Origin of the sequence: Streptomyces sp. NBC_00388 (genome assembly GCF_036061255.1) — a bacterium.
Taxonomy (GTDB): Bacteria; Actinomycetota; Actinomycetes; order Streptomycetales; family Streptomycetaceae; genus Streptomyces.
In genome coordinates, this window is sequence record NZ_CP107948.1 from 1205041 (window position 1) to 1217894 (window position 12854).

11 protein-coding genes are annotated in these 12854 nt (G+C 71.4%); 3 read left to right on the forward strand and 8 right to left on the reverse strand.

Annotation, left to right across the window (positions count from 1 at the left end; translation table 11 throughout):
- Positions 1-305: 305 nt before the first annotated feature.
- A complete protein-coding gene (locus OG917_RS05475; RefSeq protein ID WP_328316393.1) occupies positions 306-1478 on the reverse strand; it encodes an acyl-CoA dehydrogenase family protein in 1173 nt (390 codons plus the stop codon).
- A gap of 304 nt (positions 1479-1782) precedes the next feature.
- Here OG917_RS05475 and OG917_RS05480 point away from each other — a divergent pair, with 304 nt between their 5' ends.
- Entirely contained in the window at positions 1783-3048 is a 1266-nt protein-coding gene (locus OG917_RS05480) for a glycoside hydrolase family 18 protein (RefSeq protein WP_328316394.1), read from the forward strand.
- A gap of 92 nt (positions 3049-3140) precedes the next feature.
- Here the strand turns inward: OG917_RS05480 and OG917_RS05485 are convergent, their stop codons facing one another.
- Together OG917_RS05485 and OG917_RS05490 are read right to left on the reverse strand one after the other, a co-directional pair.
- On the reverse strand, positions 3141-3782 hold the full coding sequence (locus OG917_RS05485) for a TetR/AcrR family transcriptional regulator (protein WP_328316395.1): 642 nt from the start codon (positions 3780-3782) through the stop codon (positions 3141-3143).
- Positions 3783-3904: 122 nt separating this feature from the next.
- Positions 3905-5287 carry a peptidase C39 family protein gene (locus tag OG917_RS05490; protein WP_328316396.1) on the reverse strand — a complete coding sequence of 461 codons (1383 nt, stop codon included), beginning with the start codon at positions 5285-5287 and terminating at the stop codon, positions 3905-3907.
- A 172-nt stretch (positions 5288-5459) separates the two neighbouring features.
- On the opposite strand from OG917_RS05490, the gene OG917_RS05495 reads away from it, so the two are divergent.
- Together OG917_RS05495 and OG917_RS05500 are read left to right on the forward strand one after the other, a co-directional pair.
- On the forward strand, positions 5460-6041 hold the full coding sequence (locus OG917_RS05495; protein ID WP_328316397.1) for a uridine kinase family protein: 582 nt from the start codon (positions 5460-5462) through the stop codon (positions 6039-6041).
- 429 nt (positions 6042-6470) lie between these two features.
- Entirely contained in the window at positions 6471-8372 is a 1902-nt protein-coding gene (locus tag OG917_RS05500; RefSeq protein ID WP_328316398.1) for an AAA family ATPase, read from the forward strand.
- A gap of 92 nt (positions 8373-8464) precedes the next feature.
- On the opposite strand, the gene OG917_RS05505 is transcribed toward OG917_RS05500, so the two are convergent.
- The 5 genes from OG917_RS05505 to OG917_RS05525 all read right to left on the reverse strand — a co-directional run bounded on the left by OG917_RS05505 (position 8465) and on the right by OG917_RS05525 (position 12827).
- Positions 8465-9565: a hemolysin family protein gene (locus tag OG917_RS05505; RefSeq protein ID WP_328316399.1), complete on the reverse strand. Its 1101-nt coding sequence runs from the start codon at positions 9563-9565 to the stop codon at positions 8465-8467.
- Complete coding sequence (locus OG917_RS05510) at positions 9562-10905, reverse strand: hemolysin family protein (RefSeq protein ID WP_328316400.1); 1344 nt, start codon at positions 10903-10905, stop codon at positions 9562-9564. Before OG917_RS05510 ends, OG917_RS05505 begins: the two co-directional genes overlap by 4 nt.
- A gap of 216 nt (positions 10906-11121) precedes the next feature.
- A complete protein-coding gene (locus tag OG917_RS05515) occupies positions 11122-11589 on the reverse strand; it encodes a PH domain-containing protein (protein ID WP_328316401.1) in 468 nt (155 codons plus the stop codon).
- Positions 11590-11611: 22 nt separating this feature from the next.
- Positions 11612-12460: an ATP phosphoribosyltransferase gene (hisG, locus tag OG917_RS05520; RefSeq protein ID WP_328316402.1), complete on the reverse strand. Its 849-nt coding sequence runs from the start codon at positions 12458-12460 to the stop codon at positions 11612-11614.
- Between the two features lie 94 nt (positions 12461-12554).
- Positions 12555-12827 (reverse strand): phosphoribosyl-ATP diphosphatase, encoded by a 273-nt coding sequence (locus OG917_RS05525; RefSeq protein WP_164266345.1) that lies wholly within the window; start codon positions 12825-12827, stop codon positions 12555-12557.
- Between the last annotated feature and the right edge of the window lie 27 nt (positions 12828-12854).

Sequence of the window (12854 nt, forward strand, 5' to 3'; positions counted from 1 at the left end):
CGCCCCCGGGCCCGCTGTCCGCGCACACCTCGCGCCGCCGCGCGAACAGACGCCCGACGGCGCGAGCCGGTGACCGGGCGGCTCGGCCCGCCGTTGACCGTGCATGACCCTTCCGCACCACGGGGCCGGGACGGGGCTGCACCGGCTGCCCTCCCCCGCCCCTGAAGAATCGCTTCGGCAGAGCTCGGACACACCCGTCTACCAGGACCTGGTCCGGCAGTGGGGGCGGGCCGGCCGGACCCTGCCCGGCCGCCGCGACCCGGAGTGGGCCCGCCTCGTCGCGACGACCGTCGGGCCGGGCCGGTTCAGCGCGACTCCGGACCCGCGAGGTGGCGGGCGATGACCATCCGCTGGATCTGATTGGTGCCCTCGACGATCTGCAGCACCTTGGCCTCCCGCATGAACCGCTCGACCGGGAAGTCCGCCGTGTAGCCGTAACCGCCGAGCACCTGGACCGCGTCGGTGGTGACCCGCATCGCCGCGTCCGTGCAGAAGAGTTTGGCCATGGCCGCCTGCCGCGAGAAGGGGAGCCCGGCGTCCCGCAGCCGCGCGGCCGCGAGGTAGAGGGAGCGGCCGGCCTCGATCTGGGTGGCCATGTCGGCGAGCATGAAGCGCAGTCCCTGGAAGTCCGCGATGGGGTGGCCGAACTGCTGCCGCTCCGTCGCGTACAGCACCGCCTCACCGAGGGCGGCCTGGGCGACACCGATGGCACAGGCGGCGATCCCCAGCCGCCCCGAGTCGAGTGCGGAGAGCGCGATGGCGAAGCCCTGGCCCTCCTCCCCGATCAGGCGCTCGCCCGGCACCCGTACACCGTCGAAGTGCAGCTGGGCGGTGGGCGATCCCTTCATCCCCATCTTCTTCTCGGGGACGGCCGCGGTCAGCCCGCCCGCGTCGCCCGGCACCAGGAACGCCGAGATCCCGCGCGCCCCCTCGCCGCCGGTGCGCGCCAGGACCGTACAGAAATCGGCGACGCCGCCGTGGGTGATCCACGCCTTGGTCCCGGTGATGACCCAGTCCTCACCCTCCCGTACGGCCTTCGTGCGGAGCGAGGCGGCGTCGGAGCCCGACGCAGGCTCGGAGAGGCAGTACGCGCCGAGCAGCCCGCCGCCGAGCATCGAGGGCAGGTGGGCGGCCCGCTGTTCCTTGCTGCCGTAGTTGGCGAGCGCGTGACAGGCGAGGGAGTGGACGCTGACGCCGAGGCCGACGGTCAGCCGAGCCGCCGCCAGCTCTTCCAGGATCTGGAGATAGACCTCGTACGGCTGGTCACCGCCGCCGTACCCGGACTCGTAGGGGAGGCCGAGCAGTCCGGCCTCCGAGAGCAGGGTGAAGACTTCGCGGGGAAACCGGCCGTCCTCCTCACCTGCGGCCGCACCGGGCACGATCTCCCGCTGGACGATGTCGCGCACCAGCGCGAGCAGATCCCGGGACTCCTCGGTGGGCAACTGGCGGTCCACCAACTGCGGGGCGCGGTCGGGCATGGCGACACTCTCCTCCCTGTCGGGCGCTGCGGCGTACGCGTCGCCAGGGTGTGGCAACGCCGCCGGGTCTCGCCTTCAGCCGATGCTGCCCTCCCGGATCGCGGAAGCGGCAGACCAGAGGCTGTGGCGGGTTGAGTATGCCCGATCGGCGGACTTCCGTCACGAGGCGAAAATTGGTCCGAACCATTGACCACACTGGTCTAGTCCTTCTACCTTCCCTCTACCGGCTTTTCGCGTTCATGCCAAAACACCTGCACCAGTCAGTTTCCCCCACCTCCCGTTCCCCTCCCCACGAGGAGACAGCATGTTCGGACGATTCCACCCAAGGGCCCGGGTCCGGGCCCTTCTCGCCACCGCCTGTACGGCGGCCCTCGGTGTCACCCTGCTCGCCGGCGCCGGCACGGCGACCGCCGGCGAGCATCACGCCACGACGGCCGCGAGCACCGCGGCGGGCGCCACGACGGCCGCGGGCAGCAAGGTCGTCGGGTACTACGCGGACTGGGACGTCTACCAGCGCAACTACCAGGTCAAGAACATCCAGACCTCGGGCTCGGCGGACAAGCTCACCCACATCAACTACGCCTTCGGCAACGTCACCGGCGGCAAGTGCGCCATCGGCGACGCCTACGCCGACTACCAGAAGACCTACGACGCCGCCTCCAGCGTGAGCGGCACCGCCGACACCTGGGACCAGCCGGTGGCGGGCAACTTCAACCAGCTGCGTGAGCTGAAGAAGCTGCACCCCAACCTCAAGATCATCTGGTCCTTCGGCGGCTGGACCTGGTCCGGCGGCTTCGGCGAGGCGGCGAAGGACCCGGCCGCCTTCGCGCAGTCCTGCTACAACCTGGTCAAGGACTCGCGGTGGGCCGATGTCTTCGACGGCATCGACATCGACTGGGAGTACCCCAACAGCTGCGGTCTCTCCTGCGACACCAGCGGGCCCGCGGCCCTCAAGAACGTGCTGGCCGCGCTGCGCGCCAAGTTCGGCTCGTCGTCGCTGGTCACCGCCGCGATCACGGCCGACGCATCGGCCGGCGGCAAGATGGACTCCGCCGACTACGCGGGAGCCGCGCAGTACGTCGACTGGTACAACCCGATGACGTACGACTACTTCGGCGCCTGGGACGCACAGGGGCCGACCGCTCCGCACTCCCCGCTCACGTCCTACACCGGCATCCCGAAGGCGGGCTTCAACACGGACGCCACCATCACCAAGCTCAAGGGGCTCGGCGTGCCCGCGAGCAAGCTGCTGCTCGGCATCGGCTTCTACGGCCGCGGCTGGACCGGCGTGACGCAGGCCGCCCCCGGCGGCACGGCGACCGGCCCGGCCCCCGGCACGTACGAGCAGGGGATCGAGGACTACAAGGTCCTCAAGACCAGCTGCCCGGCCACCGGCACCGTCGCCGGTACGGCCTACGCCAAGTGCGGCTCGAACTGGTGGAGTTACGACACCCCCGCCACCATCGCAGGGAAGATGGCCTACAAGAACCAGCAGGGTCTCGGCGGCACCTTCCTCTGGGAGCTCAGCGGTGACACCTCCAACGGCGAGCTGATTCACGCCGTCAGCTAGGGTCCGCGGTCCTGATCGGGGCGGGGTGGGTGGAGGACCGGCGGGTCCCCCACCCACTCCGCCCCTCCCGTGTCACACCACCCCGTCCCGGGTCACCCGGGCGGCGGCGGTGACGGGCACTCGGAGACGAACTCACCGATGGTGTCGAGGGTGTTGCGCAACATCCGGACGAGCAGCTCACGGATCTGCGCGCGGTCGAGTTCCTGGTGGCCGAGCCAGTCGAGCGTGATGCCCTCCACCGCACTCAGCCAGCCCAGGAGCGCCAGCCTGGCCAGCAGCGGGATGTCCCGGCGGCCGTAGGCGCCCTCCGCGATGGTGGCGATGAGTTCCTCACGGACCGCGCCGCGCAGCGCCTGGACCTGGGTGTCGAAACCCACCCCGCCGGTCACGATGGTGCGGAAGGCCGCCCTGTTGTGCTGGGCGTAGAGCAGATAGCCCTCGATGGTGCGGTGCACGCGGTCGGCCCTGGGCAGTCCGGTGTCGCTCGCCGCGCGGGCCACCAGATCGGCCACCGACTCCTCGACGACGGCGAGGTAGTAACCGCGCTTGCTCTTGAAGTAGTAGTAGATCAGCCCCTTCGCGACCCCGGCGTGCCGGGCGATGTCGTCCATCGACAGCGCGTCGTAGGACGTGTCGGCGAAGAGTCTCCGCCCCGTGGCGATCAAGTCGGCGCGACGGAGCTGGGAGCGCTCGGTCGGGGTGCGCTGGTGTATGTACGGTCCGCTCTGGTTCACGTCCGGCCCTGTTCCGCCACTGCCTCAGGAGGCTGCCACAGCCTCGGAAGCCCGAAGTATGGCAGACCCCCTGAGGGCCGGGTACGGCCGACCGGGCAGCCGTTGACCTGGGGCGGACCGGGTCAGCGGATACCGACGGCGGCCAGCGCCCGCCGCTGGGCAGGCGTGGCGTCGGAGGGCCAGTAGAGGTAACAGACCCCGCCCGTACCGGAGACGACGGCGCCGGACGCGTTGTGCCGCTTGGTCCGGAGCCAGATGTTCTCCCACTCCGCCCGCCGGTAGACATGCCGGACCGCGTTGTCGTCGGGCGACGCGGGGTCGTTGGCGATCACATCGCCGTCGGCCGTGAAGCCGATCACCGTCATCAGATGGCCCGACGTGCCGTACCCGGCGCCGGTCAGCTCCTCCTTGAGGAAGGACTGCGAGGTGATGACCGGGATGCCCGCCCTGATGAGTGTCTCCAGGTCGCCGAGCGACCCCAGGCGGGTGACCACGGCGCTCATGTTCTCGTACGCCGCCGCGTAGGCGGCGTTGAACGGCCAGTTGCCGCAGCCCTCGTACTGGTAGTCGTAGGTGCCGCGCGCCGCCTGGCAGACCTCGGGGTCGGCGTACGACGGGTCGATCCAGGCCAGGTCGGACGCGGTGGGCCCGCGCCCCCAGTACTTGATGATCATCGAGGACGAGGTGGGGCTGCACCAGGCCTCACCGCCGTTGTCGTACTCCGGGTACTGACCGGCGTGGATGTTCTGCGAGAAGCGCGGGACGGTCAGCTCACGGGAGATCCGCGGTACCGAGGGCGCCACGGTGAACCGGTCGGGGACGGCCGACGCCATGGCCCCGACCCGCCGGACCGTGGGTGTGAGCCGGGTGCCCGGGGTGCGGTACAGGGTCAGCCGCAGCCGGTAAGAGACGAGCCGCGGCCCGTTCGCGGCGTCGTCGACGGCGAAGGTGTCGGTCGAGATGGAGCTCTTGCCGTCGCTCTGGCCGTCGAGGGAGGTCCGCCGGATGTCGGCGTCGCCCGAGGCCCAGCGGCCCATCACGTACCAGGGGGTGTCGGTGCCGTCGGTGTAGCTGCCGCGCAGCTCGACCTGGATCCAGGTGCCCGCAGGGGTGTGCGCGTTCCAGGAGGCGACGGCCTCGGTGGCCGGCACCCGGGAACGGTGGACCGGTGAGGTCCAGGTCGCGTACTCCCAGGCCGCGGTCTTTCCGGTGTGCGGATCGGTGTAGTCGGTGCGGCCCGCCGGGGCCTCGATGACCAGCCCGCAGCCGCGGCCCGGGACAGCCCTGGCGCCGTCGGCCGTACCGCTGCGCCAGTCGGCGTACGAGGTCCAGGCGCTGTTGTCCACGAGCGGGGTCACGGGTCCTCCCCCCGGGGCCTGCGGGGAGGCGGGCGCGGGTGCGGGTGCGGCGGCGACGGCGGGTGCTGCTCCTCCCGCGCCTGCGGCAGCGGCGGCAGCGGCGATCGCGGCCGCCAGGACGGTCCTGCGCGGAGTGGTACTGGTCACGGTGGTGGACCCCCAGTCGGATACGGATGGGGCGGCAAGTGCACGGCAGTGGGGCAACTATCGCGGCTCCCGACGCGTTTCTGCCAGTGATTCGCCTCGCGTCCTGTCACCAATATTGGTCTCGACCACTGGCGTGACCTGCGGCGCCGTCCACTGCTCCTAGGCTGACCCCATGGAAGACCTCGAAGCCCTCGCCACCGCGATCCGCCTACGGCCCGTCTCCTGCGGGCCGGTTCGGCTGATCGCGGTCGACGGCCACGCGGGCTCGGGGAAGAGCACGTTCTCGGCCAGGCTCGCCCGCGCCCTGGACGGTGCGCCTGTACTCCATCTGGACGATCTCGCCACCCACCAGGAACTGTTCGGCTGGACCGGACGGCTGCGCGCGCAGGTCATCGAGCCATTCACGCGCGGCGAGGCGGCACGGTACGCGCCGTACGACTGGACGCTGCGCCGCTTCGGCGCCGAGCGGACCGTCGACGCCACTGACGTCGTCATTGTGGAAGGCGTCGGCGCGGGCCGCCGGGCGCTGCGCCCTCATCTCGCCGGACTGCTCTGGATGGACCGGGACCCCGCCGCCTCCTGGGCGCGGGGCCGCCACCGCGACGGGCCGGGCCTGACGGACTTCTGGGACGGCTGGACCGCGGCGGAGACCCGGCACTTCGCCGGGGACCCTTCCCGGCCATTCGCGGACCTGCTGGTGCATGAGCGCCCCACGGGCTACGCGTGGCGTCCCGGCCCCTCGGCGACCGCGTGAGCGATCCCTTTGGTCACACGCAGTCATGACCTCTCCGCAGGACCGGCACCCGGCGGAAAACCGCCCTTCCCATGCCTCAACTCCGCTTGACCCAGGGCCCGTACAGGTCTTACGTTCTCAATGTGCGGCTTTTCGGAGCCGCCGCAGACGCGAAGCCCCCGGTTGTTCCCCCGTGATCGGGGGCTTCGTTCTGCCCATTCCGTCGTCGACCGGACCACCTTCCGCTCCGATCGCTCACCCTCGGTCACCGTGAGCAAGGCCCTCCGCACGGCGACGAGTACTCCGGCACCCTTCGGTACCGGGCCTCTGCGCAGGTACGATGCCCTTCGGGCGGCACCGGTCAATTCCCGTCCGCTGTACAGCGGTTCACAGGCCGCCGGGCGGTGAGTCCGGCGGCACGGTACGGGGGCACGGTCTGTGGGGGACGTGATGGATTTCGGCACGCAGGGCTCGCACGCCCCGGCCGATCTCGCCTGGCTGCGGGGGGTGGACGCCTACACGATGGGGGCGTACCCACAGGCGGAGGAGGAATTCCGGGCCGCGGTGCGGCTCGATCCGGGAATGGCGGACGGCTGGCTCGGCCTGCACGCGCTGCGGGTGGACACCACCACCGCGTTACTGAGGATGTTCCGGCACCGGGACCGGTTCGGTGAACAGCGAGGCAGGCTGCGCCGGACCCTCAACTCCTGGTACTGGCTCGGCTGGTGGGTGCAGCCGGTGCTGGAGAGCCCGCGCGATCTGCTGCTCGCGCACGCCTCGCACTGGCTGGACGGGCGCCACGTGCCGGAGCTTGACCGGGCGCTCGCGGGGCTGCCGCCGGTCGACACCGATCCACAGGTGCGGTTCCTGCACGCGTGCCGGGCGTATCTCGCCAAGGACTGGGAGCGGCTGGTGCGTCACACCGCTTCGCTGGTCGACGACCCGGTCCTGGGCATCGAGGCGGGGCTCTTCGGCGGGATGGCCCGGGTCCGCCTGGAGATGTACGGCCAGGCCGAACCGCTGCTCTCCGCCGCGCTGATGCGCTGCCGCAGCGAGCAGCCGCAGCGCAAGGAGCTGCGCTACTGGCTCGCCCGCGCCCACGAGGGAACCGGGCGCAGCGCGGCGGCCCTGCCGCTGTACCGGGCGGTGCACCGGGTGGATCCCGGGTTCATGGACACCGCGGCGCGGCTCGCCGCGATCTCCGAGGGCGACGGCTACGACGACGCGGTGGACTACGCGGCGGTCTCGCTGGCCGGCTTCGGCCAGGACGCCGCGGACGGGCAGGCCGACGGCGTCTTCGTGGAGGGCGACCCGCTGGAGGGGCGCGAGCCCCGGCCCGGCGGCCCGGGGAGCCCCGGCGGGGATCCGCCGCCCGGTTCCGCCCCGCCGCCCGGCACCGTGAGGAACAGGGACACCGCGCCGGCGGAGCAGTTCCCGCCGGACCTGCCCGCCGGCCCCACCGACCCCGAACTGCTGGCGCGTGCGCTGGACGAGCTGGAGGGCATGGTCGGCCTCGAACCGGTGAAACGACAGGTCAAGGCCTTGTCGGCGCAGCTCAACATGGCCCGGCTGCGGGCCGGCCAGGGGCTCCCCGTACAGCCGCCGAAGCGCCACTTCGTCTTCTCGGGCCCCTCGGGCACCGGCAAGACCACCGTGGCCCGCATCCTGGGCCGGGTGTTCTACGCACTCGGACTGCTCGGCGGCGACCATCTGATCGAGGCCCAGCGCGCCGATCTGGTGGGCGAGTACCTGGGGCAGACCGCGGTCAAGGCGAACGAGCTGATCGACTCGGCGCTGGGCGGGGTGCTCTTCGTGGACGAGGCGTACAGCCTCTCCAACTCCGGTTACAGCAAGGGCGACGCGTACGGTGACGAGGCGCTCCAGGTCCTGCTGAAGCGGGCCGAGGACAACCGCGACCATCTGGTGGTCATCCTGGCCGGCTACCCCGAGGGCATGGACCGTCTCCTCGCCACCAATCCGGGGCTCTCCTCGCGCTTCACCTCGCGGGTCGACTTCCCGAGCTACCGGCCGCTCGAACTGACCGCCATCGGCGAGGTGCTGGCGACCGAGAACGGCGACAGGTGGGACGAGGAGTCGCTGGACGAGCTGCGCTCGATCGCCGGTCATGTGGTGGACCAGGGCTGGATCGACGAGCTGGGCAACGGGCGCTTCCTGCGCACGCTGTACGAGAAGAGCTGCGCGTACCGGGATCTTCGGCTGAGCGGGTACGCGACCACACCGGGCAGGGACGATCTGTCGACCCTGCGGCTGCCGGATCTGATGCAGGCGTACGGGGAGGTGCTCTCGGGGCGGGGACCGGTCGGCCGCGGGCAGCAGGAGCCGCCGCTCTGACCGGGCCCCGCCCCTGAGGCGGAACGGCTGAGGTCTCCCGCCCGGACCGTGCCGGGGCCCCGGGCCCCGGCACGTCCCCAGGCGCTGGGGCCTCAGCCCGCCAGCGCCTGGTTGCTGCGGTCCGTACGCGGCTCCGCCAGCCGTGTCACCGGCCGCGCGGGGAGCTGCCGGTGGGCCGGGTCGCGTACCTCGCCGACCAGCTTCTCCAGTACGTCCTCCAGGGCCACCAGACCGAGCACCTTCCCCGACCCGTCGGCGACCTGTGCCAGATGGGTGGCCGCGCGCCGCATCACGGTCAGCGCGTCGTCCAGCGGCAGCTCCGCACGGAGCGTCGCCATCGGGCGCCAGACCTGCTGAGGGACCGCCCGCTCCCGGTCCTCCAGGTCGAGCACGTCCTTGACGTGCAGATACCCCATGAAGGCGCCGCCGTCCGCGCAGACCGGGAAACGCGAGTAGCCGGTGCGCACGGTCAGCTCCTCGATCTGCAGCGGGGTGACCGACGGAGCAACCGTGATCAGGTCGGCGCGGGCGATCAGCACGTCCGCGATCGGCGTGCTGCCCAGCTCCAGGGCGTCCTCCAGGCGTTCCTGCGCCTCCGAGTCCAGCAGACCGGCCTGACCCGAGTCCTCGACGAGCCTGTTGAGCTGCTCGCTGGTGAAGACCGCCTCGACCTCGTCCTTGGGCTCGACGCCGAACAGCTTCAGCACCAGCCGGGCGCAGGCGCCCAGCGCGACGGTCACCGGGCGGCAGAGCCGGGCGAAGCCGACGAGACCGGGGCTGAGCCAGAGCGCGGTCTTCTCGGGGGCGGCCATGGCGAGGTTCTTCGGGACCATCTCACCGATGACCAGGTGCAGGGAGACCACGACGGCGAGGGCGATCGCGTACCCCAGCGGATGGACCAGCCCGCCGGGCAGCCGGACCGCCTCGAAGACCGGCTCGAGGAGGTGGGCGACGGTCGGCTCCGCGACGGCGCCCAGTGTCAGGGAGCAGACGGTGATGCCGAACTGCGCGGCCGCCATCATCCGCGGGAGGTTCTCCAGGCCGTACAGCACCTTGCGGGCCCGGGCTGAGCCCTCGGCTGCCAGCGGTTCGACCTGGCTGCGGCGTACGGAGACGAGCGCGAACTCGGCGCCGACGAAGAAGCCGTTGGCGAGGACCAGGGCGGCGGCGAAGAGGAGCTGCAGGAAGCTCATCGCACGCCCTCCATGACCGGGACGGGCACGTCGGCGGTGCGGACCAGCCGCACCCGCTCGGCGCGGTAGCGCTCGACCCTGCGGACCGAGAGCCGCCAGCCGGGGAGTTCGGCCCGGTCGCCGGGGGCGGGGATGCGCCCCAGCAGGTCCGCCACGAGACCTGCGACGGTCTCGTACGGCCCCTCCGGGACCTCCAGCCCTATCCGCCGCAGTGTGAGGACCCGGCAGCTGCCGTCGGCCTCCCAGGCGGGGTTGCCGTCCTCGGCGGGGGCCGGGGACAGCTCGGGGCGGTCGGCGTCGGCGCCGTCGTGTTCGTCCCTGACCTCCCCGACCAGCTCCTCGACGATGTCCTCCAGGGTGACGACTCCGGCGGTGCCGCCGTACTCGTCCACCACCACGGCGATGGGCTGCTCGGTGCGCAGCCGCTCCAGGAGCTGCTGCACGGGCAGCGTCTCGGGCACCAGCAGCGGTGCGACGGCGATCCGTCCCACCGACGTCCGGTGCCTGTCCTGGACCGCCACGGCCAGGGCGTCCTTCAGGTGGACCATTCCGACGACCTCGTCGATGCGCTCCCGGTACACGGGGAAGCGGGAGAGGCCGGTGGCGCGGGTGAGGTTCAGTACGTCCGCTGCCGTCGCCGACGACTGGAGTGCGCTGACCTTCACCCGCGGGGTCATGACGTGCTGGGCGGCGAGCCCGGCCAGGGAGAGCGTCCGTACGAAGAGGTCCGCGGTGTCCTGCTCCAGCGTGCCGGCCTGCGCCGAGTGGCGGGCCAGCGACACCAGTTCGCCGGGGGTGCGGGCCGAGGCCAGCTCGTCGGCGGGCTCGACGCCGAGCGCCCGGACCAGCCGGTTGGCGACCGTGTTCAGAAGGGTGATCACCGGCCGGAACACGGTCGAGAAGCGGTGCTGGGGGCCGGCGACGAACCGGGCCACCTGGAGCGGCCTGGAGACCGCCCAGTTCTTCGGGACCAGCTCGCCGATCACCATCTGCACGGCGGCGGCGAGCATCATGCCGAGCACCACGCTGATCCCGGACACGGCCCCTTCGGGGAGGCCGGTGGCACCGAGCGGTGCGTCGAGCAGCTGCGCCAGCGCGGGCTCGGCGAGCATGCCGACCACCAGCGAGGTGATGGTGATGCCGAGCTGGGTGCCGGAGAGCTGGAAGGAGAGTTCCCGCAGGGCGCGCACGACCGTGCGGGCCCGCCGGTCCCCGTCGGCGGCGGCGCGTTCGGCGTCCGGCCGCTCCACGGTGACGAGGCCGAATTCGGCCGCGACGAAGAATCCGTTGGCGAGAATCAGAAGGAAAGCTGCTCCGAGGAGCAGAAGGGGACTGGTCATGCCGCCGCCTCCAGGAGGGGGGCGGCGCACGTACTACCGGATGATCCGTCCATTGCTGGAGGGAATCACTCCTCATGTCGCAGGGGTGCCCCGCGGACCACGGGGGTCACCGATGCGGGGCGGGGCGCACCTGGCGCCCCGCCCCAGAGTAATCAAACAGCGGCCCGATGCGTCAGTGGCTCAGCCACCCCGCACCTGGCCGGCAGGTGGCGGGTCCTACGCCCGGGGCGCGTCCGGACCGGTGGCCGCCGGGCCGTGCGAGTCCGCCAGGGCGCGCAGCGCGCGGGCGTCGCGGATCGCGTGAGCCTTGCCGATACCGGGCTGGATCCCGAGGGCGGGGAGGCTGGTGCCGTCGCTGAGGTCGAGGAAGACCCAGGCGTCACCGGGGCGGAGATTGACGTGCAGGATCTCCGGCCAGGCCAGCCGGCGCCGTGATGTGAGATTGATGACGGTGACGCCGTCCTCGTCCGCGACGACCTTGGGGCGGCTGAGCAGTGCGAGCACCCCGAAGAAGATCGCCGCCGTGAGGATGAACGAGACGCGCTCGCCCGGGGTCAGGGTCTCCAGCATCAGGGAGACGATGGTGAGGACGACGAACATGACCGTCCCCACGCTCAGCAGCACCACCCGGGTCCGGGTGGGCCTGAAGGTGACCGGGAGGGCAGGAAGTTCGGGGGCGGTCATGTCCGTGCGTCCTTCGGGCTGGTCAGAGGCGGCAGGCGTGGATGGCCGTGGTGAGGATGGCGCGGGCGCCGAGCGCGTAGAGATCGTCCATGATCCGCTGGGCCTCCTTCGCCGCGACCATGGAGCGGACGGCGACCCACCCCTCGTGGTGCAGGGGTGAGATGGTCGGCGACTCCAGGCCGGGGGTGAGCGCCACGGCCTGCTCCAGGTGCTCGACCCGGCAGTCGTAGTCCATCATCACGTAGCTGCGCGCCACCAGGACGCCCTGGAGACGCCGCAGGAACTGCTGCACCTTGGGCTCTTCGGCCTCGGCGCCGACCCGGCGGATGACGACGGCCTCGGACTTCATGATCGGCTCGCCGATCACTTCGAGTCCGGCGTTCCGCAGGGAGGTGCCGGTCTCCACGACGTCCGCGATGACCTGGGCGACGCCCAGCTCGATGGCCGTCTCGACAGCCCCGTCGAGGTGGACGACGGACGCGTCGACGCCCTGGTCGGCCAGTGCCTTGGCGACGATCCCCTCGTACGAGGTGGCGATCGTCATGCCGCCGAAGTCCTCGGGGCCCTTCGCGGTGCCGGGCTTGGTCGCGTACCGGAAGGTCGAGCGGGCGAAGCCGAGCTGGAGGATCTCCTCGGCCTCGGCCCCGGAGTCCAGCAGCAGGTCACGGCCGGTGATGCCGATGTCGAGCTTGCCGGAGCTGACGTAGATCGCGATGTCGCGCGGGCGGAGGTAGAAGAACTCGACCTGGTTCTCCGGGTCGACGAGGACGAGCTCCTTGGACTCCTTGCGCTGCTGGTAGCCGGCCTCATGGAGCATCGCCATCGCAGGTCCGGAGAGTGAACCCTTGTTGGGAACGGCGATGCGCAGCATGAGGTCGGCTTCCTTCGTGCGGAGTGGCGGGGGTGCTGGATGTACGGGATGTGCGGTACGGGCGGGTGTGGAGGTGTGGTGCGCGGGGCCGGGCTCAGAGATGGGCGTAGACGTCGTCGAGCGAGATCCCGCGGGCGACCATCATCACCTGAACGTGGTACAGCAGCTGCGAGATTTCCTCGGCGGCGGCTTCCTTGCCCTCGTGCTCGGCTGCCATCCACACCTCGGCCGCCTCCTCGACGACCTTCTTGCCGATGGCATGCACCCCTTTGCCCACCAGTTCGGCGGTACGGGAGGTGGAGGGGTCGCCGTTGGCGGCCTTGAGCTGGAGCTCGGAGAAGAGCTCTTCGAAGGTTTTGTTCGCCATGATGCTGCTAAGACTACGGGGTCCCGT

Bases quoted from the DNA above. Each gene is read 5' to 3' on its own strand.
- OG917_RS05505 (WP_328316399.1), bottom strand. From the start codon at position 9,565: ATGAGCTTCCTGCAGCTCCTCTTCGCCGCCGCCCTGGTCCTCGCCAAC.
- hisG (WP_328316402.1), bottom strand. From the start codon at position 12,460: ATGCTGCGCATCGCCGTTCCCAACAAGGGTTCACTCTCCGGACCTGCG.
- OG917_RS05525 (WP_164266345.1), bottom strand. From the start codon at position 12,827: ATGGCGAACAAAACCTTCGAAGAGCTCTTCTCCGAGCTCCAGCTCAAG.
- OG917_RS05510 (WP_328316400.1), bottom strand. From the start codon at position 10,905: ATGACCAGTCCCCTTCTGCTCCTCGGAGCAGCTTTCCTTCTGATTCTC.
- OG917_RS05475 (WP_328316393.1), bottom strand. From the start codon at position 1,478: ATGCCCGACCGCGCCCCGCAGTTGGTGGACCGCCAGTTGCCCACCGAG.
- OG917_RS05500 (WP_328316398.1), top strand. From the start codon at position 6,471: ATGGATTTCGGCACGCAGGGCTCGCACGCCCCGGCCGATCTCGCCTGG.
- OG917_RS05480 (WP_328316394.1), top strand. From the start codon at position 1,783: ATGTTCGGACGATTCCACCCAAGGGCCCGGGTCCGGGCCCTTCTCGCC.
- OG917_RS05515 (WP_328316401.1), bottom strand. From the start codon at position 11,589: ATGACCGCCCCCGAACTTCCTGCCCTCCCGGTCACCTTCAGGCCCACC.
- OG917_RS05495 (WP_328316397.1), top strand. From the start codon at position 5,460: ATGGAAGACCTCGAAGCCCTCGCCACCGCGATCCGCCTACGGCCCGTC.